The following is a 21,177-nucleotide window of genomic DNA, read 5'->3' on the forward strand; positions in this document are numbered from 1 at the left end:
TTTTGTTATCTGCCTATTGCAACCATTCTTTCAACAGGAATTCTTGCTTTTTCTATTGTCTCTTTATCCATTATGATTTCACCTGTTTCATTTTCTAGGCAATCTAAAATTTTTGGTAATGTAATTTTTTTCATATGAGGACAAAGGTTACACGGTCTAATAAATTCTACATTTGGGTTTTCTACTTGAATATTATCACTCATTGAACATTCAGTAACCATCATAACTTTTTTAGGTTGATTGTCCTTAACATATTTAATCATCCCACCAGTTGATCCAGCAAAGTCACTTGCTTTAATTACGTCAGGTGGACATTCTGGATGAGCTATTATTTTAATACCAGGATTTTTTGCTCTAATATCATGTATTTCTTTTTCAGTGAACTGGTCGTGAACCATACAAATACCTTTCCAAGCGATAATTTCAACTTCAGTTTGGGAAGCAACATATTTTGCCAAGTATTCATCAGGTAAAAAAATAACCTTTTTAACACCAAGAGATTCTACAATTTTAACTGCATTTGCAGATGTGCAACAAATATCTGTTTCAGCTTTAACATCTGCAGAGGTATTTACATATGAGACAACAGGTACCCCTGGATATTTTTTCTTTAACAATCTTACATCTTTACCTGTGATTGATGATGATAAAGAGCAACCAGCAGTCATATCAGGAAGTAAAACTTTTTTTTCAGGACTCATTAACTTAGATGTTTCGGCCATGAAGTGAACCCCTGCCATTACAATAATATCGGCCTCAGTTTTTGAAGCCTCAATTGCAAGAGCTAACGAGTCTGCTGCAACATCTGCAATACCATGATAAATTTCTGGAGTTTGATAATTATGAGCAAGTATAATTGCATTTTTTTCTTTTTTTAATTGATTAATTCTATGGATATAAGGAGCATGAACTGACCACTCAATCTCAGGCATAACCTTTGAGATTTTTTGATAAATAGGATCGGTTGCTATTCTTACTTCTGGTGTAAATTCCATGTCAAAACTTATCAATTAGGTTAATACTTGTCATTCCTTATTATGCCACACTACCGTATCCAATTTGGCATTTTTATTCTCAAAATTGCATTTTCACTTTTTAATTCACTGTTTTTTTTAAAGTTTTCATCTAGATATTTGATCAATGCAAAAGGATACTCATCATTAATCAACACTTTACCTATTTCAATATCATTAGCATAAATTGAAGCACCCTCAGTTAATTTTCCACTGATTAATTGTATGGCTAATAATCTTTTAGAAAGTTTGTTCTTTAGTTTTATTCTGGCTGTATTTTCTTGACCAACATAGCAGCCTTTTTTAAAATCTATTCCATTTAATTCCTCAAAGTTACACTCAATTCCAAATAATTTATTTTGTAATTTATTCATTTCTTTTTGAGCAATTCCTAATTCATGACTTAATTCATAATATTCAGCAATTAGAGAATCTTTTAGCTCTAATTTTTTTAAAGACAGGTAAAGTTTTTCTAAATTAATAATAAGCCTTGCACCTAGTTCTTTATTTCTTGGGTCTAATATAATCGGATCCTCCCTATATTTTATTGTGTTTCCAGGTTGATCCTTGGCACCTTCAAATTTTAAAAACTTTTCACGGCTAAATGCTGCAATTACAAATTCATTGCTTAAATTCATAATTTCAACTTTAGATCTAAGCTTGTAGATGCTCAGTTGCTTAAAGAGAGCCTCTGTTTGAGATTTTTCACAATCTATGAAATAACCAGATTTATGTTTTACAACAATAAAAGCAAATAAAAATTTTCCTTGTGGAGTTAGTAGTGATGCAAAACAACTATTGTCTTCATTAACCTTATTAATGTCGTTACTAATCATATTTTGTAAAAATTCATTAGCATCTGCTCCATTTATATAGAGAATTCCTCTATCTTCTAAAATATATACTTTCTGCATATTCATAATTGATTGATGCCTGAATATGATATAATTACTTTTTTCATAAATGTTAGATCTAATAATTAAAAACGGCTCATGCTACATAGATAAAGATATTAAAGATCAAGATATAGCCATTAAAGACGGTAAAATTATAAAAATTGGCACAATTGACGGTGAAGCGAAAGAGACTTTTGATGCTAAAGGTTTAACAGTATTACCAGGGTGCATTGATACACAAACTCATTTTAGAGAGCCTGGGTCAACAGATACAGAAGATTTACACTCAGGAAGTAGGGCTGCAATAGTAGGTGGTATAACAAGCGTGTTCGAGATGCCAAACACCAATCCACCAACATCGACCAAGGTAGAATTTCAAAAAAAATTAGATCTCGCCAAAGATAGAATGTATTGCAATTATGCATTTTATTTTGGTGCAACAGCTGATAACGCAAGTGAGTTAGCAGATTTGGTGAATTTAGAAGGTTGTTGTGGAATTAAACTATTTGCTGGATCGTCAACTGGAAACCTTTTAGTTGCTGAGGAAGAGGATATTGAAAAAGTATTTAAAAGTAGCTCAAAAGTTGTTGCAGTACATTCCGAGGATGAGGCAATTTTAAATATTAATAAAAAATTGATTAAAGAAGGAGATGTTCATTCACACCCAATTTGGAGAAGCGCTGAATGTGCAATCTCATCTACTAGAAGAATAGTTAGAATTGCTGAGAGATATAAGAAAAAAGCCCATATTCTTCATATTACCACGAAAGAAGAGATTGACTTTTTATCACAACACAAAGGTAACATAACATTTGAGATTACCCCTCAACATTTAACAATCTACGCTCCAGACTGTTATGATAAACTTGGAACTTATGCTCAAATGAATCCACCATTAAGAGACAAATCTCATTATGATAGATTGTGGTATGGAGTAAAAAATAATCTTAATGATACAATTGGTTCTGATCACGCTCCACACTTAAGAGGAAATAAAGAAAAAAATTATCCGAACTCACCATCTGGCATGCCTGGTGTTCAGACACTTTTACCAGTTATGTTAAATCATGTTAATGATGGAAAGTTAACTTTAGAGCAATTAATGAATTCTATATGTGAAAATCCAGTAAAAATTTTTGGGGTACAAGATAAAGGTTTTATTAAAGAGGGTTTTGATGCTGATTTCACAATCGTAGATATGAATAAAAAAATTATAATTAAAAACGAAAATATTGAAAGTAAATGTGGTTGGTCACCTTTTGATGGATATGAATTTAAAGGCACGCCAGTATCAACAATCATTAATGGTCAAATTAAAATGAGGGATGGTAAAATTTTAGGTGATCCTGAGGGTAAGCCTTTAAAATTTTAAATAGTTTTTAATGAAAAGCTATTTACAAGCACAACTCCAAAAACAATAAAAAATAATCCTAATACAGCTTGCCAAGACAATGATTGTTTAAAGAAGATATATCCTAATATTGCAACGGTAAATACTCCAAGACCACTCCATGTTGCATAAACAATTGCGATTGGAATTTTATCAACAACAAAAGTTATAAGATAAAAAGATAGCAAATAAAAAACTGCGAGAGTGGTGGTTGGGATAATTTTTGTAAAATTTTGTGAAACGGGTAACAACATTGTTCCACCTACTTCAAAAAAAATTGCAACCATTAAAATTAGATATGTTTTAATCACTACTTAAGAATATTATTTTTAATTAAGTCTTCTTTTATCTCAGTTAGGATAGCAGGATCATCAATAGTTGCTGGCACCTTATATTCTTCATTATCAGCAATTTTTCTAATAGTTCCTCTTAATATTTTGCCAGATCTTGTTTTTGGTAGTCTCTTAATGACAATTACAGTTTTAAATGCTGCTACTGGTCCAATAGTATCTCTAACCATTTTTATACATTCTTTTGAAATGGTTTCGTTGTCTTTTTTAACACCTGTTTTAAGAACGACTAGACCAATTGGTAATTGTCCTTTTAATTTATCAGCAATTCCTAATACCGCACATTCTGCTACTGACTGATGTTCTGATAAAACTTCTTCAATTGCACCTGTCGATAATCTGTGACCTGCAACATTAATAATGTCATCTGTTCTAGACATAATCCAAATATACCCATCTTCATCAATATGTCCTGCATCATACGTTTCATAGTAACCTTCATAATTAGTCATATAATTGTCTTTGTATCTTTTATCTGCATTCCATAAGGTTGGAAAAGTTCCAGGAGGTAAAGGTAATTTTACAACTATATCTCCCATTTCATTAGGTTTTGCTAAAGTTTGATCTGGCTTCATGATTTGAACATCATATCCAGGGACTGCCTTGCATGCTGAGCCATATTTTGTTTTCATCATTTCAATTCCTGTACAATTAGAACTAATTGCCCAACTTGTTTCAGTTTGCCACCAATGGTCAATTACTGGAACTTTTAATAAATTTTCTGCCCATTTAATAGTATCTGGGTCAGCTCTTTCTCCAGCTAAAAACAATGACTCAAATTTACTTAAATCATATTTAGAAAAAAACTTACCCTCAGGATCTTCTTTTTTAATAGCTCTAAAAGCAGTTGGTGCAGTAAAAAGTGATTTTACCTTATAGTCTGAAATTATTTTCCAAAAAGCACCAGCATCAGGAGTACCAACAGGCTTTCCTTCAAATAATACTGTAGTGCAACCCTTAAATAAAGGTGCATAAACAATATATGAATGTCCAACAATCCATCCAATATCACTTGCTGACCACCAGACATCATCAACATCAATATTGTAGATATTTTTCATAGTCCATTTTAGAGCAACTATATGACCACCAATATCTCTAACTATTCCTTTAGGAACACCTGTGGTTCCTGAGGTATATAAAATATAAGCTAAATCATTTGAATTCATTTCCACACAATCTACTTCTTTTGCATTTGAAAGTGCTTCACCCCAACTGATTTCTTTTGGAGCATTAAGCTCAACTGTATGATCTATTCTTTGAAACAAGATCATTTTATCTATTTTATGAGAAGCCATCTTAACTGCTGCATCAACCAATGGTTTGTACTCAACAGTTTTTCCAGGCTCAAAACCACATGAAGCTGTAACTATTACTTTTGCCTTACTGTCATCAATTCTGCTAGCAAGTTCATTTGAAGCAAACCCCCCAAACACCACAGAGTGAATTGCTCCAATTCTTCCACATGCTAACATTGCTATAACTGCCTCGGGAATCATGGGCATGTAGATTATAACCCTATCACCTTTGTCAACTCCTTGATTTCTTAGTGCTCCTGCAAATTTTGAAACTTTTTCTCTTAATTCTTTATAGGTGAACTGCTTTTTGTTGCCAGTTATTGGGCTATCATAGATTAAAGCTAGCTTGTCACCTCTGCCTTGATCGATATGAATATCTAAAGCATTGTAACAAGTATTAGTAACACCATCTTCAAACCATTTATAAAAGGGTGGGTTAGATTTATTTAAAATTTTAGTAGGTTTTTTAAACCAAAAAATATCATTAGATACTTCTTGCCAAAAATCTTCAGGATTTTTTAGAGAGTTTTGGTAAATATCATTAAATTTTTTTGACATATTATCGATTCTATTTTGCTAGTTTTTTGAGCTTATTAAATTAAAAATTGTATTAAAATTTAAAAAGTAAGTAAAATCAATACAAATTAGATGTAATTAAGCCTTCTAAAAACTAGATAACTTTGATAGTTAACGTTCAACATGACTTGAGCGTTTGTTTAAGTCTAGTTTATATAAACTAAAAGTTAAAAACTAACAAAAGAGGGAGTTTTTTATGAAAAAACTAAAATTGTTTGCCCTTACAGCTGTAGCCCTAATGGGTGCTTCAGGTGTAGCAAACGCAGAAACAGCCATGTTGGCTTCTGACGACTTCGTTGGGATTTCATTCTGGCTAGTAACAATGGTGATGTTAGCGTCTACTGCTTTCTTTTTCTTAGAAGCAGGAAATGTTGCAGCAGGTTGGAGAACATCAATAATTGTAGCTGGTCTAGTAACTGGTATCGCATTCATCCATTACATGTATATGAGAGATGTGTGGGTAACAACTGGTGAATCACCAACTGTTTACAGATATATTGACTGGTTAATCACTGTACCATTACTGATGATAGAATTTTACCTAATTCTAGCAGCTGTAGGAAAAGCAAATTCTGGAATATTCTGGAGATTGTTAATTGGAACAGTTGTGATGCTTGTAGGTGGATACTTAGGAGAAGCAGGATACATTAATGCTACACTTGGTTTTGTAATCGGTATGGCTGGATGGTTCTACATTCTTTATGAAGTATTTTCTGGTGAAGCAGGAAAAGCTGCAGCAAAAAGTGGAAACAAAGCTCTTGTTACTGCATTTGGTGCAATGAGAATGATCGTTACAGTTGGTTGGGCAATTTACCCATTAGGTTACGTATTTGGTTACCTAACAGGTGGTGTAGATGCTGACTCACTAAACGTGATTTACAACATAGCTGACTTGCTAAACAAAACTGCATTTGGTCTGATCATTTGGGCTGCAGCAATGCAATCAGGTGGTAGAAAAGCTAAGTAATTAGTAAACCTAAATAATTTAAAAAGGGCGAGTACATTTTGTGTACTTGCCCTTTTTTTTATGTAATTATATATAGTTCAATGCCTAAAATTACCTACATTGAAAATAATGGAAAGTCTCATACCATAGAGGTTTCTAATGGATTAAGTGTAATGGAGGGTGCAGTTCAAAACGATATTCCGGGGATTGACGCTGATTGTGGAGGTGGAATGGCTTGTGCTACTTGCCATGTTTATGTCAAAGAAGAATGGTTTAATAAACTTCCAAAAAAAGAAGATGGTGAAGAAGACATGTTAGATATGGCTTTTGAACCTAATAAATTTAGTAGATTAAGTTGTCAGCTATTAGTTTCTGATCAACTAGATGGGTTAACTGTTAGCATTCCATCAAAACAAGGTTAAATGATTAAAATAGATACTTTAATAATAGGCGCAGGGCCAGTTGGATTATTTTGTGTTCATCAATTAGGAATAATAGGATTAAAATGTGAAGTAGTTGATAACTTAGATAAAATAGGTGGACAGTGCATTGAACTTTATCCTGATAAACCTATTTATGATATTCCTGCTGTTCCAGAATGCACTGGAGAAGAGTTAACTAGTAATTTAATTGAACAGATTAAAGCATTCAAAACAAATTTTCATTTAAATGAGCGAGTACAAGAAATTAAAAAAGTTGAAAAAAAATGGTTAATAAAGACCAATAAAGAAACTAAATTTGAAGCATCAAGTATAATTATTGCAGCTGGTGTAGGATCTTTTGAGCCAAGAAAATTCCCAACAAAAGAAATTGAAAAGTATGAAGGAAAACAAATACTTTATTCAATTAAAGACAAAAAAATTTTTAAAGATAAAACAGTTACCATTTTTGGCGGAGGAGACTCAGCATTAGATTGGGCGATAGAACTCTCAAATACATCTAAAGTTATATTAGTACACAGAAGAGATGAATTTAGAGGAATGCAAGCAAGTATTGATAAAGTTAACCAATTAAAAGATGAAGGTAAGATAGAAGTTCATACTAAATACCAATTAGGTTCAGTTAGCGGTAATGAAAAAGTTGAAAGTATTAACATCAAGCATGATGATGAGAGTATAAAAGAAATTAAAACTGATTATGTTTTGGGCTTTTTTGGATTAATAATGCAACTAGGACCAATTGCTGAATGGGGATTAAATTTAGATAAAAAAACAATACCGGTTAATACAGAAAATTTTGAAACCAATAAAGAAGGTATTTTTGCAATTGGTGATATTTGCACCTATCCTGGAAAACTTAAATTAATTCTTTCAGGTTTTCATGAGGGAGCATTAGCTGCTAGAGGTTGTTTTAAATATGCTAAACCAGATGAAAAATATAGATTTGAGTTTACCACTTCCTCTAAGACAGTAAAAAGCAGACTGGGTGTTAAAGAGTGATAGAGCTATTTACAGCAGATACTCCAAATGGGAAAAAAATTACAATAATGTTAGAAGAAATAGGTTGTGATTTTAAAGTTACTAAAATTGATTTGTCAAAAGATGAGCAATTTAAAAAAGATTTTAAAAAAATAAGCCCATTTGGAAAGATACCAGTAATTACAGATCATGAAAATGGACAGTCATTATTCGAGTCTGGTGCAATACTTATATATTTAGCTGAAAAACATAACAAATTTTATGAAGCAAAAGATAGGCATACAATAAACCAATGGTTGATGGCGCAGATGGGAATTATAGGACCAATGATTGGGCAGCATCATCAGTTTCATCATTACAATCCTGGAAAAAGTGAATTTGGAGAAGAAAGATATTTTAAAATTACAAAAAGAATTTATAGCGAATTAGATGAGAGATTATCTTTATCAAAATACTTAGCTGGAAATGAATATACGATTGCAGATATTGCAACTTGGCCATGGATAGCAAGACACGAATGGCATGATATTGGTCTTAATAATTATAAGAACTTAGCTAGATGGTATTTAGATATTTCAAATAGAGAAGCTGTTGTAAAGGGGTACGATCTTTTAAAAGATGGCTCTGAGATACCAAAACCTTAATTAGAAATTTCCTTTTTTAGTAGAACCTGGATAAAAAATCCCGTGTAAATCTTCATTTGCTTTTTTTCTTATTTTCATATCTTCTTGATCCATTAGTGTGCTCGGTCTTTTAGTATGTTGATGATATTTAAAGGTATCACCTCCTCTTGCTTGCTGAACATACATTTTACCTAAAATTTGATTTACATTACTGCCAATATAGCTTTGAACTACAAAACCAATTCTTCTATCATTACTTTTGTTTAGTCCTGAACCATGAACTATTGTTGGATGATGTAATGACATTTGTCCTGCTTTTAAAACCAAAGGTGTTGTTTTATCTAAGGGAACATTTTCTACAGTTTGACCTCTTGTTAATAAGTTACCTTCATCATATTTTTGTTCATGATGTCTGATGTTAGCTTTATGTGAACCAGACCACATTCTCATACAACCATTTTCCTCATTAGCATCAGTTATTGCCAACCAAGCAGTTACCCAATTGTGTGGTTCCAATCCAATATATGTTGCATCTTGATGAAAACTTACAAATCCTTTTTCATATGGGTTTTTAATAAATAAAGTTGTTCCACATATAAGAATATTTTTTCCAATTATGCTCTCAACGGCATCTAATATTTTAGAATTATGACAAACTTCATTTAGTATGGGAGAAATCATATGCACATAATTTCTACCGGCACCTTTTAGTTCATCAGGCCATTTAGTTTCAATACTTTCTATTTCTTTTCTTATCTCAAATGCTTGATCTTTAGTTAAGACTTCTATTGGAGCCACATAGCCATTATCATTATACTCTTGAAGTTGATTTGGGGACAATTTAGGCATATTATTTAAAAATATTATATGAGCGCAACTATTTCTTCAATAAATTATTGTCCAGTTAAATCCATATCATTTCAAACTATTGATAAGTGTGAAATTAAGAAAGATATTGGAATTATAGGAGATAGAATTTTTGCATTTGCAAAAGATTTAGATTTAGAACAAGTAAAGCTATTTGAAAAAAATCCTGAAGAAAGAAGAGGAAAATGGAATAAAATTTTAACTCTAAAAAACTCTCCAGTATTGAATAAGTATAACTTTTTATTTGTTGAAAATAAATTAACATTAACTTTTAAAAATGAGAAAATTTTAACAATTAATGTAAATGAAATAAATGAATATGATTTACTTTCAAATAAAATCTTAGCATTGGAAAATTCCCTTAAAAAACCAATAGTATTAATGAAAAATAAAGACCTTCCTTTTTTTGATACATCAATATCAAATAAAACAGTTTTATCTCATTCGGTATCTCTTTTAAATAATAAGAGTATTGAGGATTTTAAGAATAAAATTAATCATAAAATTGAGGCTCAAAGATTTAGAGGCAACATTCATATTGATGGAGTTGAACCATGGAAAGAACGAGAATGGATTGGAAAAATTGTTAAAATTAATGGTGTTTCTTTTAAAGTTGAAAAAAACATACCAAGATGTGTTGCAATTAATCTAAAACCAAACACAGATGACAATTCTTTAAATTTACTTCAGTCATTAAAAAAAACTTATAATCATTTTGAAATGGGAATTTATTTGACTGCACTTGATGATGGTGAAATTAAATTAAGTGATAAAGTTCAGATAATTAATTAATATAAATATTTTATTAAGCAACTTTAAGTTGCATCTATTTTTTTTGATGTACAAACAACTTCAATTTTGTTTTAATTATTAAAATAAACTTAAATAGAGGAAAAAAAATGAATAGATTTTTAAAATCAATTGGAGTCTTTCTTGTAATTCTTTTTAGTATTACTGCAGTTAGCGCTGAAACGTTGACTAATAAATTAAAAGGTGGTGACAAGTTAAGACTTGGGTTTGGAACTGCAGTGCCATGGGCTTATGCGGGAGATAACGGTCAAGCTTTAGGATTTGTTAATATGATAGCTTTAACAGTTCTTGAAGAAATGGGAATCACAGAAGATCAAACTGAAACTAAAGTTTTTGAATGGTCTGGATTAATACCTGGATTAAATGCAAATCGTTCAGATATGGTTACTGGTGGTATGTATATTTTAAAAAGTAGATGTGCAAACATGAACTTTTCTGATCCTATAGGTGTTTTTGGTGATGCCATGATGGTTCCAAAAGGAAATCCTCAAGGAATTAATAATTATGCAGACGTTGTTAGAACTGGTGCAAAACTTGTGACTGGTGCTGGATTTAACACTGTTGAAGCTGCTAAAAAGTATGGTGTTCCTGAAAGCCAAATGATGTTAGTTGAAGGTGAAGTTGGAATTCTTGCTGCAATGAAAGCTGGAAGAGCCGATGTTGCTGTACAAACATTCTTTGGTGCAAAAGAGCATGAAGCAAAAAGTAACGGTATGTTTGAAGTGACTGACCCTAAATTAATGCCTAAAGAAACTTTAAACGTAGTTGGTATTGGTTTTAGAAAAAGTGATGTTGAATTTAGAAATAATTTTAATGCAGCTTTAGCAAAAGTTATGGCTAACCCAGCAAAAATGTTAGAGAGAGCTGGTGAGTATGGTTATGATAAAGCTCAATTACCACCTCCTTCAATGAGTACTGAGTGGGCTTGTTCAACTAAGTAATATTAGTAATAGATTAATTTAATCAGGCGATGAATAAAAGTCGCCTGATTTTTTTTTAAATTTAATTAAAGGTTTTAAAAGTGAGTTATTTTTCATTCTTAGCTGAACACGGATCTACTTTATTGCTAGGAACAGTTACTACAGTTAAGGTATTAATTTGTGCTACTATTCTCTATGTAATAATTTCCATAATTTTTGGTTTAATGAGAGTGTCAAATAATTCAGTTATTCAGGGCGCTGCAACTATTTATATAGAATTTTTCAGAGGTACATCTTTAATGGTGCAATTATTTTGGGTTTATTATGTCTTACCTTTTTTTGGTATGTCTCTTGAGGCATTCACTTCAGGTGTTGTAGCTATAGGGATGAATTTTGGCGCTTATGGAGCCGAAATAGTAAGAGGTGGAATAATAGCAGTACCAAAAGGTCAATGGGAAGGAGCTTATGCTCTTAACTTTAGTCCAGCAAAAAGAATGAGGAGAATAATTATACCACAAATTTTTCCAATTATACTTCCACCAGCAGCAAACTTGACTGTAGAACTTTTAAAAGCTACCGCACTAGTTGCACTAGTAACTGTTGTTGACTTAACATTTGAAGCAAAACAAATTAATTCTATTACATGGTTATCTGCACAATGTTTTGGAACGGCACTTATAATATATTATATTATATCAAGATTTTTTCTTGTCCCTTTTTTACGATGGTTAGAGGTTCTTGCTGCAAGAAAAGTAGGAAAGGAGAAGATATAATATGGATGCAGAATGGAAATGGGATTTTGCTTATCAAATATTACCTAAAATGTTATGGGCAACCTTAAACACTATAATGGCTGCGGGAATAGGTTATGCAATAGCAGTTGTAGTAGGTATGCTGTTTTTATTGGGTCAACGAACGCCTTATAAGTTTGTAAATATTTTAGTTAGAGAAATAGTAGAATTTATTCGTTCAACTCCACTTCTTATTCAATTATTCTTTGTATATTTTGTTGGACCTCAATTTGGTATAGTTTTATCTGCCTGGATGTCAGCAATGATAACTATAGGGCTTCATTTTGGTACTTATCTTTCAGAAGTTTATAGAGGTGCATTAGAGGGAGTTCCAAAATCTCAGTGGGAAGCTTGTAGAGCGCTAAATTTTTCTGCAATATACACTTATAAAAGAATAATTTTTCCTCAAGCTTTTCCTATAGCAATTCCAGGAATGGGAAATTATTTAGTAGGAATCTTTAAAGATACACCATTATTATCAACTATTGGAGTTGCAGAATTATTTCATGCAGCAACAGCAGTAGGTGGGTATCATTATCGTTATTTAGAACCATATACTATGGTTGGAATTATTTTCTTAATTTTATCTATACCTGCAGCAATGGGTATTAGAAAATTAGAAAGAACAGTTAACAAAGCGCAAGGAAAGGTAAAAAACTAAATGAATAATTCAGATGATGTTTTAGTAAAATTTTCTGATGTTACAAAACAATATGGAGATCTTGTTGTTTTAGATAAACTTAATTTAGAAATTAAAAAGAATGAAATGGTTTCAATTATAGGCCCATCTGGCTCAGGTAAAACAACCGTATTGAGAACTTTGATGACTTTAGAGAAAATTGATCAGGGAGTAATTTATTTGGAAAATGAACCATTAACTCATATGCCTGATAAAGAAGGGAAGCTAGTTATTGCTAATGAAAAATATTTAAGAGAAAGACGATCAAAAATAGGAATGGTCTTTCAGCAATTTAATCTTTTTCCTCATATGACTGCTCTACAAAATTGTATTGAGGCACCAGTAGAAGTGCTGGGTATGAAAAAAGAAGAAGCTGAAGAGAGAGCTTTGGATTTACTAGATTTAGTAGGACTTTCAGATAAAAAAGATGAGCATCCTTCAAGATTATCAGGTGGTCAACAGCAACGTGTTGCGATAGCCAGAGCTCTAGCAATGAGACCAAAGGTTATGCTTTTAGATGAAATTACATCTGCATTAGATCCAGAAGTTGTTGGTGAAGTTTTAAATGTAATTAGATCTTTAAATAAAGAGCATGATCTTACTATGATTATGGTTACTCATCAGATGGGCTTTGCTAAAGAAATATCAGACCGAGTGTGTTTTTTTAATGAAGGCAAGATATTTGAACAGGGGTCCCCCGAGCAATTATTTGATAATCCTCAAAATGAAAGAACTAAACAATTTTTACATGCTGTTCTTGATGCCAGTTAAGGAAAATATTTAAACTTTAATCGTCAGCGTAAACTTTTTCATCTTTTTCGTGCTTTTCTTGAGCTGCAATACAAAGATGCGCAACCGGTCTTGCCATTAACCTTCTTAATCCAATTGGTTCAGCAGTTTCTGCACAAAACCCAAAAGTTTTATCTTTTATTCTTATCAAGGCTTGGTCAATTTTAGAAATTAATTTAATTTGTCTATTAATCGCTTTCATTTCTACATTTTTGTCTGTGTAGGAACTTGCTTGATCCACAATATCTGCTGAAACACTATTGTCATCCATTGATCCATGGTAAAGAGCTTCATTATTTGCTTTTACTAATTCTTTTTTCCATTCTGTAAGTTTTATCTTAAAAAAGGATAAGTGTTTGTCACACATATATTTTTCAGTATCTTTTGGAATATATGTTTTTGATATTTTAATCGGTGCCTTTACTTTGTTTTCAGTGACACTAATCTTTTTTATTACTTTAGTGGGTTTTTTGATTACAACAGCAATTTTTTTTGCTTTAGCTGTTGGTTTTTTAGTAGATGATTTTGAGATTTTAGGCATATGTATAAATTTAGTGGCCGGAGTATATTCAGCAATTAATACGTGTCAAGCAAGCTTAATTCATATAAAATCAATGAAATGTTAATCAATAAAAACAATATAAATAAATTGTTTTATAGTTTTCTTATAATTCATTTAATTTTATGGACATTGGTTCCCACATTAACAAATAACAATTTACCACTTGATACAATTGAAGCTTTGGCTTGGGGAGGTAATTTAGATTGGGGATTTAATAAACATCCACCAGTAAGTGCTTTTTTTCCTGAAGTTATTTACCAACTTTTTGGATCGCAGGATTGGGCTTATTATTTATTAAGTCAATTATTTGTAGTAACTGCATTTATTTTTGTTTTTAAATTTGCTGAAGAACTATTTAAAAATAAAACTTTAAGTTTAATATCGGTACTTCTTTTAGAGGGTATTTATTTCTATAATTTTACAACACCTGAGTTTAATGTGAATGTTTGCCAATTACCTTTTTGGTCGTTGTGTGTTTATTATTCTTGGAAACTATTTGATAAACAGACAATAACTTTTAAGGACTGTTTTTTGCTGGGAGCTTTTGCAGCGTTAGGTTTTTTATCAAAATATCTTTTTATTTATCTTTTAATATCAATAGACTTATTATTTTTTTATATAATTTTTATAAAGAAATATAAAAAATTTGATTTCAAACATCTAATATCTCTGGAGGTCTTTATTGTTTTGTTAATTCCCCATTTAATTTGGTTGGCTAATAATGATTATATAACAATTGCATATGGGTTAGCTAGAACAGATCTGGAGAATTCAAGTTTATTACACCATATAGCTCATCCTTTAATATTTTTAGGAAAACAAATAGGAATATTAATTCCATTTTTCATAATGTCATTTTTTTTAATAAAAAAAATTAAACTAAAGATGACTTTAAAAGATAAGAAATTATTATTCTTAATATTTATTAATCTAGTTCCAATTGGATTAATGTTCTTAACCTCAATATTGACAGGTTCTAAAATAAGAACAATGTGGATGACCCCATTTTATTTATTTTTTGGCGTATTAATTGTCTATATTTTTCAAGCACAAATAAATCTTAAAAAATTAAATGGGTTCATATCAGCGTTTTTAATTTTGTTTATTTTTTCACCTTTTGCTTATGCTTATATTTCAATTACAGAAACAGATAAAAGAACAGATTATTTGGGCAAGGAAATAGCAATTAAAACTGAATACTTATGGAAGCAGAATCACACATTGCCAATAAATGTTGTTCTTGGAGACGAATGGCATGCTGGTAATTTATCATATCACCTCAATTCTAGACCAGTTTGGGAAGGGTTGATTACAAAGGATAAACTTAATTCATTATCAAAATTTATTTGCATTGATAATATTTGTGTAGGAAATAAATGAATAAAATAAAGATTTTAATTCCCATATATAACGATTGGAAGTCAGCTTTTAAACTTTTAGAAGATATAGACTTGCATGTTAATGATTTAAATCATAAATTTTCAGTTATAATTGTAAACGATTGTTCTACTGAAGAAAGACCCATTAATGATTTTAATTTCAACAATCTTAAGTCTATTAAGATACTCAACATGAAAAAAAATAAGGGACATGCCAGATGTAATGCATCAGGTTTAAGATATATTGTTAAACATGAAGATTATGATTATATCATTCCAATGGATGGAGATGGCGAAGATAGAGTGGAAGAAATAACTCTACTTATTGATAAAGCAAATGATTATCCTGATAAAGTTATTACAGCCAATAGAGTAAAAAGATCTGAAGGGTTTTTCTTTAAACTTTGTTATCTTTTACACAAATATTTAACTTTTATCTTTACTGGACAGTCTATTAAGTTTGGTAATTTTATTTGCCTACCTAAATTTGCAGTTAATAAGATAATAAAAGAAAAGTCAGCATGGAGTAGTTTTTCAGGTGCTGTTGCTAAATTATTTAAAGATAGAAAGTCTATCCCATCAATAAGAGGTAAGAGATTTTTTGGACCATCGAAAATGAGCTTTATTAACCTATTAAAACATTCACTATCAATCATAGCTGTTTTTAAAATGACATTATTAATTAGATCTATATTTTTTTTAATTGCTTACTTATTTCTAATTACCGGTAATCTATCATTGATCACATTATTGCCCGTTATAGGAGTTATTATTATGATGATTTCAGTAATTATACTTTCTCAGAGAGAAAACATTCTAGAATTTGAAAACTCTTTAGAAAACATTAGCAGCGTAGATCAGCTTTAAATAGCTTTTATTATTGGTAGTGAATGGAAGTCAGCCGTATCTATCTTTGAAGAGTGATCTCTCCTCATATTCCACTTTTTGTTAACTCCTGCACTAGCCAAGCTTAGTGTTGATCGGCCATATCTATAATTTGTACTATCAATAGCTCTCATTAAGCCTTTAATTTTTTCATCTTTTTCAGTAGAAAATAGATTTTTACTGCCACTTGAACTAACCAAACCAGTTAATGTTATGCCTGCTTTTTGATACCTATATCCATTTATAAAGATTTTATTTAATGCAACTAAAGCAGTTTTAACTATTTCAATACTATTATTAGTAGCTATTGGAAAATCTATAGTTTTAGCATTTGAATAATATACACCTCTATTTTGAAAGGGGCTTGTTCTAACAGAAACAGTTATCGATTTTGCTATTAAAGATTCTGATCTAATTTTTTCAGAAGCATTTAAACAATAACTCGCAACTGCTTCTTGTAACTCTTGAAATTTTTCAACTCTTGTACCAAATGATCTTGACACTACACAACTTTTTCTTTTTGAAGTTTTAGTTTCTAGTGGGATGCAAGAAATACCTCTAAGTTCTAACGCTGTCCTAGAACTTAAAACATTAGAACTCTTTTTAATCCAAGTATTTGACATATTTTTTAATTGTTTGGCATTATAAATTCCATTTTGATGATAAAATTTAGTTAATTGTTTACCAACTCCCCATACATCGTTGATATCTATCTTTTCTAGTAATAGATCAATATTTTCAATTCCTATTAAGTTTGTTACACCAGATTGTTTTTTCTTTGCTATATGATTTGCAATCTTGCTTAAGGTTTTTGTTTTAGCAATGCCAATGCTAGTTGGTATTCCCGTCCACTGTAAGACAATACTTCTAATTTCTTTTCCTATATCTTCTACTTCATCATCTGGATAATTACTTAAATCTAAAAAAGCCTCATCTACTGAATATATTTCTAGCTCAGGATTAAATCTTTTTAAAGTTCTCATCACTCTTCTAGATAAATCTCCATACAAAGAGTAATTTGAAGAAAAAACATAAACATTATTTCCAAGTATTATATCTTTAGCTTTAAAGTAAGGCTCACCCATCTTGATGCCAAGAGACTTTGCTTCATTTGATCTTGCAATAATACAGCCATCATTATTAGACAAAACAACGACAGGTTTATTTCTAATTTTAGGATTAAATAATCTTTCACAAGAAACATAAAAAGAATTGCAATCAACAAGTGCTATTTTTTTAGTACGTTGAATGGATGACATAAGTCACAACTCCCCAAATAAATACTTCCATTTCATCACCAATAATTATTTTATCCTGAATATTTTTTGAACCTGATGTTAGAAATTGACCATCTTTTGATTTGACAAAACTTTTAACAACTAATTCATCATGAACATTTGCAACAACTGTTGAAAAATTTTTAGGTTTTAAACTTCTATCAACAACTAACAGGTCACCATCATAAATACCAACATCGGTCATCGATTTTCCTTGAACTCTGATAATGAAAGTTGCTGGAACATTTTTGATCAGATGAATGTTAAGATCTACATCTTCTTCGATGTAATCTGTTGCAGGAGAGGGAAAACCTGCGCCTGCTTTATGTAAATAAAAAGGAATAGTTAATTTCATGTTCTTGTTTTGTTCTAATTTATAGACCAGTTATACAATACACGCAAGAAGTTGTATTTTGAGTCTGTAACTGAATCAAAGGTGAATCAAAACGTGAACATTGAAACTACATTTTGTGCTCTTGTGGATAACTTCAACCAGAGATAGTTTAAGCTTCATATTAAAATGAAAAAAATTCTATCAATTGTGTTTCTTGGCTTGATTATAACTTCTAACAGTATGGCTTATGAAGAAGCAAATTATGAAGTAGTAAAAAAAAATAGTATTTATGAAATTAGAAAATACTCTGATCGTTTAGTTATTGAAACATCAATGTCAAATGAAGGTAGCAGTTTTAGAAAATTATTTAACTACATATCGGGCAACAATGATAAAAATGAAGAAATTAAAATGACAACACCAGTTACTCAGGTAGAAAAAAAAGGAAATATGACTATGCAATTTTATTTACCTTCACGATTTAATAAAGAAAACATACCAGTTCCATCTAACTCAGATATAAAGATTTTAAACATTAAAGAAGGTTATTATGCAGTTATTAAATACTCAGGAAGAGCTTCTGATAAAAATTTCACTAAACATAAAAGCATTTTAGAAAATGAATTGAAAAAAGATGACATATCAATTTTGAGTGCACCTATTAAAGCAACTTATGATGGACCTTTCACATTACCTATGAATAGAAGAAATGAAGCAATGTTTGAGATTAATATAAAAAATAAAGGAGAAATATAAATGAAAAAACTAACATGCCACTGTGGAGAAGTAGAAGCAGAAATAAATGTAAATGATAATTTGGAAAAAGTTCAAAGATGTAATTGTTCAATTTGTAAGAAAAAAGGAGCAATTATGTCTATGGTTAAAAATGAAGACTTTAAGATTATTAAAGGTAAAGAAAAATTAAAGCTTTATCAATTTCATTCAAAAATTGCGAAACATTATTTTTGTTCTAATTGTGGAATTTATACGCATCACAATCCAAGATCTAATCCAGCTATGACAGGGTTTAATCTTGGATGTGTAGATGAAATAAATACTTTTGAATTAGAAAATGTTGCTGTGAATGATGGTCAAAACCATCCTCTTGATAATAAGTAATTTTTTATGCAAAAAATTAATGATTGTTTCAATAAAATAAAAAAAGATTGTTTTAAGTTTATTTCTTCTCAAGAAACTAAGAAGGATAAATTTAAAAATAAAGATAAGATGGTTAAATCTTTTTTAATCCCAGTTAGTTTTTGGATAGTAAAAAAAATTAATAAAAACAAACCATTCATAATTGGTTTAGCTGGAGGACAAGGGTCAGGTAAAACAACTATCTCATCAATTTTAACTTTAATTTTACAAAATTATTTTAAGTTAAATGTTTTTAAAGTTTCTATTGATGATTTTTATAAAACAAGAAAAGATAGAAAGTCATTATCTAAAAATAAACACCCTTTATTAATGACGAGAGGAGTACCTGGAACTCATGATGTAGATTTAATGTTAAATTTTTTTAAACAAATTAAAGATAAAAACTTTCAAAGTTTACAAATTCCAACATTTAATAAAGCAATAGATGATAGGTGCCAAAAGAGCTTATGGTATAAAATCAAAACAAAGCCTGATGTAGTAATTTTTGAAGGCTGGTGTGTTGGAGCAAGACCTCAGTTAAGCAGTCAACTTAAAAAGCCAATTAATTCCCTTGAAAAAGTTTATGATCAAGGAGCTAAATGGAGAACTTATGTTAACAATCAATTAAAAACTAAATACAAAACCTTATTCAAGCAATTAGATGGATTGTTATATTTAAAGGCTAAAAACTTTAGCTTATTAAGAGAATGGAGATTAAAACAGGAGAGAAAGCTCTGGGTTCAAACAAAAAACAAGAAAAACCTAAAGATTATGAGCAGTGGAGATGTGATAAACTTTATGCAGACCTATCAAAGAATTACTCAACAAATGTTTAAAGATGCGATAAAAAGCTCATCAGTTATAATGAATTTAAATAGCAATCATCAGATCGAAAAGATAAAATTTAAAAAATAATGAAAAAAATAATCTTAATACTCTTATCTATTATTCTTTTTAATGAAAAAGCTTTTTCTATACCTTTGTCAAAAGCATTATTGCAAGCGTATAATGAAAACCCAGTATTAAATGCAGAGCGTGAAAATATTCAAGTTTCTAGAGAAGAAGTAAAAATATCAAGAAGTGAATTTTTACCAAGTTTAACACTATCAGGTTCTAAGAGCCAAGAAAATACAAAAAAGCTAACTGACGGAACGGGTGCCAATTCATCCTTTACAGACGTCAATCCAAAAACTCAATCAATAGACATTGAGCAAAAATTATTTCAAGGATTTGCAGGTATAGCAAGTATGGAAAAAAGTAAAATTGGATTAACCTTAGCTGAGGCAAAACTTTTAAAAACTGAACAAGAGATTTTATACCAGGCTATAGAAGCTTATTCAGGTTTAATTTTTTCTGATGAAAAACTTAAAATTAATCAAAATAATGTTAACCTGCTAAAGAGGCAAGTTGAGACCAATCAAGCAAGATTAGAAAGAGGTCAAATTACCATATCTGATTTAGCGCAATCCGAGTCTTCCTTTGCTGGTGCGCAAGCACAATTTTTACAAGCAAAAAATGAAACAGTTACAGCTAAGCTGACATATGAAAAAGTTATAGGCCCAATTGTGAATACTAATACTTTAAGTAAGAATTCAGATTTAATCTTTGAATTACCAAAAGATTTAAATGAAGCAATTGAAATAGCAAAAACAACTAATCCAAATTTAATTATCTCAAGACTAGAGTATGAGCAATCAGAAAAAGATGTAACAATAGCTAGATCTGACCTATCACCATCTGCATCTTTATCGTTTAATAGTTCAAAGTCAGACAATGTAAGCTCAAGTATTGGTGAGCGTGATAAAGAAATATTAAAAGCAACTATTTCATGGCCAATTTTTAAAGGTGGAAAAAATACAGCTTCTTTAAATAAAAGTAAAAATTTAAAAAATAGAAAAAAATTATTACTAGATAATGCTTTAAAAACAAATGATGCAAATATTGCAAGCGCATGGTCAAGCTTTCAAGTATCAAAAAGTTTATTGAATGCAGTTACCGCTCAAGTTAAAGCAGCTGAAACAGCAAACGAAGGAATAACAGTTGAGTATGAAACTGGCCTTGGAAGATCTACACTTGATGTTATTCAGTCAAATTCAATTTTATTAAGTTCAAAAATAAGCCTAGCAGATTCTGAAAGAAACTACTTACTTTCACAGTTTAAGCTTCTTCAAGCTATTGGTTTGTTGAATAGTAATTACTTGAAAATACAGTAATAAAGCCATTTTATTATAAAAAAA

The 21,177-nt window shown here is 30.4% G+C and carries 24 protein-coding genes; 16 read left to right on the plus strand and 8 right to left on the minus strand.

The genetic code is table 11. From position 1 onward, the window contains the following. Positions 1-5: 5 nt before the first annotated feature. Positions 6-995 (minus strand): quinolinate synthase NadA, encoded by a 990-nt coding sequence (nadA, locus tag ABXT45_RS01275; protein ID WP_415286657.1) that lies wholly within the window; start codon positions 993-995, stop codon positions 6-8. Positions 996-1,045: 50 nt separating this feature from the next. Beyond that, complete coding sequence (locus ABXT45_RS01280) at positions 1,046-1,927, minus strand: YgfZ/GcvT domain-containing protein (RefSeq protein ID WP_415313898.1); 882 nt, start codon at positions 1,925-1,927, stop codon at positions 1,046-1,048. Between the two features lie 49 nt (positions 1,928-1,976). Here ABXT45_RS01280 and ABXT45_RS01285 point away from each other — a divergent pair, with 49 nt between their 5' ends. Beyond that, entirely contained in the window at positions 1,977-3,281 is a 1,305-nt protein-coding gene (locus tag ABXT45_RS01285; protein ID WP_415313900.1) for a dihydroorotase, read from the plus strand. On the opposite strand, the gene ABXT45_RS01290 is transcribed toward ABXT45_RS01285, so the two are convergent. Beyond that, positions 3,278-3,610 carry a DMT family transporter gene (locus ABXT45_RS01290; protein WP_415313902.1) on the minus strand — a complete coding sequence of 111 codons (333 nt, stop codon included), beginning with the start codon at positions 3,608-3,610 and terminating at the stop codon, positions 3,278-3,280. The genes ABXT45_RS01285 and ABXT45_RS01290 overlap by 4 nt on opposite strands. Then, positions 3,610-5,505: a propionyl-CoA synthetase gene (locus ABXT45_RS01295; RefSeq protein WP_415313904.1), complete on the minus strand. Its 1,896-nt coding sequence runs from the start codon at positions 5,503-5,505 to the stop codon at positions 3,610-3,612. Before ABXT45_RS01295 ends, ABXT45_RS01290 begins: the two co-directional genes overlap by 1 nt. 214 nt (positions 5,506-5,719) lie before the next feature. Here ABXT45_RS01295 and ABXT45_RS01300 point away from each other — a divergent pair, with 214 nt between their 5' ends. From ABXT45_RS01300 to ABXT45_RS01315, 4 genes are all read left to right on the plus strand, one after another. After that, positions 5,720-6,490 (plus strand): bacteriorhodopsin-like, encoded by a 771-nt coding sequence (locus tag ABXT45_RS01300; protein ID WP_271492687.1) that lies wholly within the window; start codon positions 5,720-5,722, stop codon positions 6,488-6,490. 80 nt (positions 6,491-6,570) lie between these two features. Further along, positions 6,571-6,891, plus strand: a complete 321-nt coding sequence (locus ABXT45_RS01305; RefSeq protein WP_415313906.1) for a 2Fe-2S iron-sulfur cluster-binding protein — start codon at positions 6,571-6,573, stop codon at positions 6,889-6,891. Further along, the gene (locus tag ABXT45_RS01310) at positions 6,892-7,908 is read left to right on the plus strand and encodes an NAD(P)/FAD-dependent oxidoreductase (protein WP_415313908.1); all 1,017 of its coding nucleotides are present in this window, start codon (positions 6,892-6,894) and stop codon (positions 7,906-7,908) included. It begins immediately after the preceding gene. Continuing rightward, positions 7,905-8,531: a glutathione S-transferase family protein gene (locus ABXT45_RS01315; protein ID WP_415313910.1), complete on the plus strand. Its 627-nt coding sequence runs from the start codon at positions 7,905-7,907 to the stop codon at positions 8,529-8,531. The genes ABXT45_RS01310 and ABXT45_RS01315 overlap by 4 nt, the downstream gene beginning before the upstream one ends. Here the strand turns inward: ABXT45_RS01315 and ABXT45_RS01320 are convergent, their stop codons facing one another. Next, entirely contained in the window at positions 8,532-9,359 is an 828-nt protein-coding gene (locus ABXT45_RS01320) for a phytanoyl-CoA dioxygenase family protein (RefSeq protein ID WP_415313912.1), read from the minus strand. A gap of 18 nt (positions 9,360-9,377) precedes the next feature. On the opposite strand from ABXT45_RS01320, the gene ABXT45_RS01325 reads away from it, so the two are divergent. The 5 genes from ABXT45_RS01325 (at position 9,378) to ehuA (ending at position 13,348) form a co-directional block, all read left to right on the plus strand. Further along, entirely contained in the window at positions 9,378-10,169 is a 792-nt protein-coding gene (locus ABXT45_RS01325) for an MOSC domain-containing protein (protein WP_415313913.1), read from the plus strand. 107 nt (positions 10,170-10,276) lie between these two features. Continuing rightward, positions 10,277-11,128, plus strand: a complete 852-nt coding sequence (locus ABXT45_RS01330) for a transporter substrate-binding domain-containing protein (RefSeq protein WP_415313915.1) — start codon at positions 10,277-10,279, stop codon at positions 11,126-11,128. An 80-nt stretch (positions 11,129-11,208) separates the two neighbouring features. Then, positions 11,209-11,880 carry an ectoine/hydroxyectoine ABC transporter permease subunit EhuC gene (ehuC, locus tag ABXT45_RS01335; protein ID WP_415290850.1) on the plus strand — a complete coding sequence of 224 codons (672 nt, stop codon included), beginning with the start codon at positions 11,209-11,211 and terminating at the stop codon, positions 11,878-11,880. A 1-nt stretch (position 11,881) separates the two neighbouring features. Further along, complete coding sequence (gene ehuD, locus ABXT45_RS01340; RefSeq protein WP_415313917.1) at positions 11,882-12,559, plus strand: ectoine/hydroxyectoine ABC transporter permease subunit EhuD; 678 nt, start codon at positions 11,882-11,884, stop codon at positions 12,557-12,559. Then, entirely contained in the window at positions 12,560-13,348 is a 789-nt protein-coding gene (gene ehuA, locus ABXT45_RS01345) for an ectoine/hydroxyectoine ABC transporter ATP-binding protein EhuA (protein ID WP_415313919.1), read from the plus strand. Between the two features lie 16 nt (positions 13,349-13,364). Here the strand turns inward: ehuA and ABXT45_RS01350 are convergent, their stop codons facing one another. Continuing rightward, positions 13,365-13,907 carry a TraR/DksA family transcriptional regulator gene (locus tag ABXT45_RS01350; protein WP_415313921.1) on the minus strand — a complete coding sequence of 181 codons (543 nt, stop codon included), beginning with the start codon at positions 13,905-13,907 and terminating at the stop codon, positions 13,365-13,367. A gap of 78 nt (positions 13,908-13,985) precedes the next feature. On the opposite strand from ABXT45_RS01350, the gene ABXT45_RS01355 reads away from it, so the two are divergent. Both ABXT45_RS01355 and ABXT45_RS01360 read left to right on the plus strand, forming a co-directional pair. Next, a complete protein-coding gene (locus tag ABXT45_RS01355; protein ID WP_415313923.1) occupies positions 13,986-15,308 on the plus strand; it encodes a glycosyltransferase family 39 protein in 1,323 nt (440 codons plus the stop codon). Then, positions 15,305-16,174 (plus strand): glycosyltransferase family 2 protein, encoded by an 870-nt coding sequence (locus ABXT45_RS01360; RefSeq protein ID WP_415313925.1) that lies wholly within the window; start codon positions 15,305-15,307, stop codon positions 16,172-16,174. The genes ABXT45_RS01355 and ABXT45_RS01360 overlap by 4 nt, the downstream gene beginning before the upstream one ends. Here ABXT45_RS01360 and ABXT45_RS01365 read toward each other — a convergent pair. Together ABXT45_RS01365 and ABXT45_RS01370 are read right to left on the minus strand one after the other, a co-directional pair. Continuing rightward, positions 16,171-17,451 (minus strand): Y-family DNA polymerase, encoded by a 1,281-nt coding sequence (locus ABXT45_RS01365; protein WP_415313927.1) that lies wholly within the window; start codon positions 17,449-17,451, stop codon positions 16,171-16,173. The genes ABXT45_RS01360 and ABXT45_RS01365 overlap by 4 nt on opposite strands. Then, positions 17,429-17,824: a LexA family protein gene (locus ABXT45_RS01370; RefSeq protein ID WP_415286670.1), complete on the minus strand. Its 396-nt coding sequence runs from the start codon at positions 17,822-17,824 to the stop codon at positions 17,429-17,431. Before ABXT45_RS01370 ends, ABXT45_RS01365 begins: the two co-directional genes overlap by 23 nt. Before the next feature lie 165 nt (positions 17,825-17,989). Between ABXT45_RS01370 and ABXT45_RS01375 the strand changes: the two genes are divergently transcribed. Genes ABXT45_RS01375 through ABXT45_RS01390 form a run of 4 tightly spaced genes read left to right on the plus strand, consistent with a single transcriptional unit; the run spans position 17,990 to position 21,153 of the window. Continuing rightward, positions 17,990-18,559, plus strand: coding sequence for an SOUL family heme-binding protein (locus ABXT45_RS01375; RefSeq protein WP_415313931.1), 570 nt, complete (start codon positions 17,990-17,992; stop codon positions 18,557-18,559). Next, positions 18,560-18,922, plus strand: coding sequence for a GFA family protein (locus tag ABXT45_RS01380; RefSeq protein WP_415313933.1), 363 nt, complete (start codon positions 18,560-18,562; stop codon positions 18,920-18,922). 6 nt (positions 18,923-18,928) lie between these two features. Then, entirely contained in the window at positions 18,929-19,855 is a 927-nt protein-coding gene (locus ABXT45_RS01385) for a uridine kinase (protein ID WP_415313935.1), read from the plus strand. Continuing rightward, positions 19,855-21,153, plus strand: coding sequence for a TolC family outer membrane protein (locus tag ABXT45_RS01390; RefSeq protein ID WP_415313937.1), 1,299 nt, complete (start codon positions 19,855-19,857; stop codon positions 21,151-21,153). Before ABXT45_RS01385 ends, ABXT45_RS01390 begins: the two co-directional genes overlap by 1 nt. Positions 21,154-21,177 lie beyond the last annotated feature (24 nt).

This window comes from Candidatus Pelagibacter sp. Uisw_106, assembly GCF_047724975.1.
Taxonomy (GTDB): Bacteria; Pseudomonadota; Alphaproteobacteria; order Pelagibacterales; family Pelagibacteraceae; genus Pelagibacter.

Excerpts from the sequence above, each read along its gene's own strand:
- ABXT45_RS01300 (WP_271492687.1), top strand. The coding sequence starts at position 5,720 with ATGAAAAAACTAAAATTGTTTGCCCTTACAGCTGTAGCCCTAATGGGT.
- ABXT45_RS01355 (WP_415313923.1), top strand. The coding sequence starts at position 13,986 with ATGTTAATCAATAAAAACAATATAAATAAATTGTTTTATAGTTTTCTT.
- ABXT45_RS01385 (WP_415313935.1), top strand. The coding sequence starts at position 18,929 with ATGCAAAAAATTAATGATTGTTTCAATAAAATAAAAAAAGATTGTTTT.
- ABXT45_RS01285 (WP_415313900.1), top strand. The coding sequence starts at position 1,977 with ATGTTAGATCTAATAATTAAAAACGGCTCATGCTACATAGATAAAGAT.
- ABXT45_RS01305 (WP_415313906.1), top strand. The coding sequence starts at position 6,571 with ATGCCTAAAATTACCTACATTGAAAATAATGGAAAGTCTCATACCATA.
- ABXT45_RS01365 (WP_415313927.1), bottom strand. The coding sequence starts at position 17,451 with ATGTCATCCATTCAACGTACTAAAAAAATAGCACTTGTTGATTGCAAT.
- ABXT45_RS01370 (WP_415286670.1), bottom strand. The coding sequence starts at position 17,824 with ATGAAATTAACTATTCCTTTTTATTTACATAAAGCAGGCGCAGGTTTT.
- ABXT45_RS01380 (WP_415313933.1), top strand. The coding sequence starts at position 18,560 with ATGAAAAAACTAACATGCCACTGTGGAGAAGTAGAAGCAGAAATAAAT.
- ehuD (WP_415313917.1), top strand. The coding sequence starts at position 11,882 with ATGGATGCAGAATGGAAATGGGATTTTGCTTATCAAATATTACCTAAA.
- ABXT45_RS01350 (WP_415313921.1), bottom strand. The coding sequence starts at position 13,907 with ATGCCTAAAATCTCAAAATCATCTACTAAAAAACCAACAGCTAAAGCA.
- ABXT45_RS01375 (WP_415313931.1), top strand. The coding sequence starts at position 17,990 with ATGAAAAAAATTCTATCAATTGTGTTTCTTGGCTTGATTATAACTTCT.
- ABXT45_RS01280 (WP_415313898.1), bottom strand. The coding sequence starts at position 1,927 with ATGCAGAAAGTATATATTTTAGAAGATAGAGGAATTCTCTATATAAAT.
- ABXT45_RS01325 (WP_415313913.1), top strand. The coding sequence starts at position 9,378 with ATGAGCGCAACTATTTCTTCAATAAATTATTGTCCAGTTAAATCCATA.
- ABXT45_RS01310 (WP_415313908.1), top strand. The coding sequence starts at position 6,892 with ATGATTAAAATAGATACTTTAATAATAGGCGCAGGGCCAGTTGGATTA.
- ABXT45_RS01295 (WP_415313904.1), bottom strand. The coding sequence starts at position 5,505 with ATGTCAAAAAAATTTAATGATATTTACCAAAACTCTCTAAAAAATCCT.
- ABXT45_RS01330 (WP_415313915.1), top strand. The coding sequence starts at position 10,277 with ATGAATAGATTTTTAAAATCAATTGGAGTCTTTCTTGTAATTCTTTTT.
- nadA (WP_415286657.1), bottom strand. The coding sequence starts at position 995 with ATGGAATTTACACCAGAAGTAAGAATAGCAACCGATCCTATTTATCAA.
- ABXT45_RS01320 (WP_415313912.1), bottom strand. The coding sequence starts at position 9,359 with ATGCCTAAATTGTCCCCAAATCAACTTCAAGAGTATAATGATAATGGC.
- ABXT45_RS01390 (WP_415313937.1), top strand. The coding sequence starts at position 19,855 with ATGAAAAAAATAATCTTAATACTCTTATCTATTATTCTTTTTAATGAA.
- ehuA (WP_415313919.1), top strand. The coding sequence starts at position 12,560 with ATGAATAATTCAGATGATGTTTTAGTAAAATTTTCTGATGTTACAAAA.
- ABXT45_RS01360 (WP_415313925.1), top strand. The coding sequence starts at position 15,305 with ATGAATAAAATAAAGATTTTAATTCCCATATATAACGATTGGAAGTCA.